The 2180-nt window shown below is 68.8% G+C and carries 3 protein-coding genes; 1 reads left to right on the top strand and 2 read right to left on the bottom strand.

What is annotated here, in order from left to right; genetic code table 11:
- Positions 1-271, bottom strand: a 271-nt coding sequence (locus tag HHX37_RS35325; RefSeq protein ID WP_220503412.1) for a ThuA domain-containing protein, incomplete at its 3' end; no start/stop codon positions are given.
- A 296-nt stretch (positions 272-567) separates the two neighbouring features.
- Here HHX37_RS35325 and HHX37_RS35320 point away from each other — a divergent pair.
- The gene (locus HHX37_RS35320; protein ID WP_111702010.1) at positions 568-1239 is read left to right on the top strand and encodes a FadR/GntR family transcriptional regulator; all 672 of its coding nucleotides are present in this window, start codon (positions 568-570) and stop codon (positions 1237-1239) included.
- A gap of 120 nt (positions 1240-1359) precedes the next feature.
- Here the strand turns inward: HHX37_RS35320 and HHX37_RS35315 are convergent.
- The coding region (locus tag HHX37_RS35315) for a hypothetical protein (protein WP_220503411.1) at positions 1360-2180 on the bottom strand (821 nt) is incomplete at its 5' end.

Genomic DNA, 2180 nt, shown 5'->3' with positions numbered 1-2180 from the left:
CCGCGCTGTCCTCGGTCGTGTCGACCGCGAAGTTGTTCTCCTGGCCGAGCTTCTGCACCGCCGCGATCCCCTCGGGGATCGAGTCGTGCCGGAAACCGGTCGTCTTCGAGAAGACGAGCACCTTGAAGTCAGGGGCCGCGGCACTGGCGGCGCCGGCCCGCGTCACCGACGCCATGGCGGGCGACGCGGACATGAAGGGAACGGGCAGAGCCACTGCGAGGGACATCGCCGCGGCCAGACGGCTCAAGGCGCGATGCCGGTGAACTGTCAAGACAGCTCCTTTGAGGGGTGAACGGGTGACCCGGGGGGCCACCTGTCGGCCTGGGGGCTTTGTCACACCAGCCTCCAGAAGAGCAGGCGTCGCGAACGTAATCCCGTTTCGTCCGGTTGTGAAGACCTTTTAATCGAATTGACATGACTTTCTCTACTGCTCGCTGGAAGTGACGCGCACGCCTGAGCGGCTTTCGTAAGTCCGCTGACCAGGGTGAGAGCAGGTCCGGCTTCCCCTAAACTGCTAGACATCCGACGTCTGGCGGCCTCGTCCGCCTGCGAACAGGGGGTGGCTTCGTGGCGGTCACGGACGCGGCGATCGACCGGATCAAGCAGATGATCATTTCGGGTGAGTTGCGCCCCGGTGACCGGCTGCCGAAGGAGGCCGACCTGGCCGAACGGCTCGGCCTGTCCCGCAACTCCCTGCGGGAGGCCGTGCGCGCGCTCGCCCTGATCAACGTGCTCGACGTACGGCAGGGCGACGGCACCTACGTCACCAGCCTCCAGCCCAACCTGCTGCTCGACGCGATGTCGTTCGTCGTGGACTTCCATCGCGACGACACCGTGCTGCAGTTCCTGGAGGTGCGGCGCATCCTGGAGCCGGCCGCCACCGCCATGGCCGCGCTGCACATGTCCGACGAGGACGTCGAGGCGCTCCGCGAGATCCTCAGCGGGGTGCCGGACGAGCCGAGTGTGGAGGAGCTCGTCGCCAACGACCTGCGCTTCCACCAGCACATCGCGGCGGGGTCGGGCAACGCGGTGCTGTGCTCGCTCATCGAGAGCCTGTCCGGGCCGACGACCCGGGCGCGTATCTGGCGTGGCCTCACCCAGGAGGGCGCCAACGAGAAGACGCGGGAGCAGCACGCCGCCATCTGCGACGCGATCGCCGCCCGGCAGCCGGAGGTCGCGAGGGCGTGGGCCACGGTTCACGTGGCCGGGGTGGAGGAGTGGCTCCGCAGCGCCCTGTGACACCGCTTCCGATGCCGGGGCTGGGGCTGGGGAGACACGGAACCGGCCCCGGTGCTCCTGTCGGGGAGCGCCGGGGCCGGCCGGTGTCATGCGATCAGCTCGATCAGCTGGGTCAGGGCGTCAGGGTTGCGTCAGGTCGAACCTGTTGACGGTGACCGAGCCGCCCAGGGACTGGGTGGCGTAGTTGAAGATGCCGAAGCGGTAGCCCATGAAGAACTGCCAGGCGTTGCCCATCGTGAAGGCGGGGCCGAAGGAGGTGAAGTTCACCCCGTCGGTGCTGTAGGAGAACTTGGCCTGGCGGCCGCTGCCGGGCCGGATGTCGGCGTTGACCCGTAGCCAGATCCGCCCGCCGGACACGGCGGTGGAGGCCACCTCGGTGCCGGTGGAGGTGGTCTGCCAGCTGCTGTTCATGGTCAGGTTGTTGGTCGCGACCAGCCGGGTCTGGCCGTTGTCGCGCCGTACGCCGATCCAGGCCGAGGAGTCGCGCAGCATCGCCAGCCCCGCCCGGTCACCGTCGCGCATCTGGGAGTAGTCCAGCTGGATCGTCGCCGTCGAGGACGGCCCGAGGATGCGGTGGGTGAGGGTGTTGCGGGCCGAGTACAGGTCGTTGGTCACGGTGGCGGTCTGCAGCCGCAGTCCGCTGCCGACGCTGAACTTGGTGGTGTCGGGGTTGTGGTTCCACTCCCACTCCGCCCCGAGCTGCGACCCGGTGAAGGTGTCGGTCCCGCCGGGGGACTTCACCTGCCGGGGCGGGCGCGGCACGTTGGGGTAGGGGTAGGAGGCGCCCCAGCCGCCGTTGACGGTCGTGATGGTCGGCCATCCGTCGGAGGTCCAGGTGATCGGGGCCAGGACGGGGATCCGGCCGCCGGGGTAGGCGTCCTGGAAGGCCATGTAGTACCAAGCGCCGTTCTGGGTCTGCACCAGGCCGCCCTGGTGCGGCA

The sequence above is a fragment of the Microbispora sp. H10885 genome (genome assembly GCF_014161415.1).
In the GTDB taxonomy this organism is placed as follows: Bacteria; Actinomycetota; Actinomycetes; order Streptosporangiales; family Streptosporangiaceae; genus Microbispora; species Microbispora triticiradicis.
Note: the sequence above shows the minus strand (reverse complement) of the source record. Positions and strands in the feature narration are given on the sequence as shown.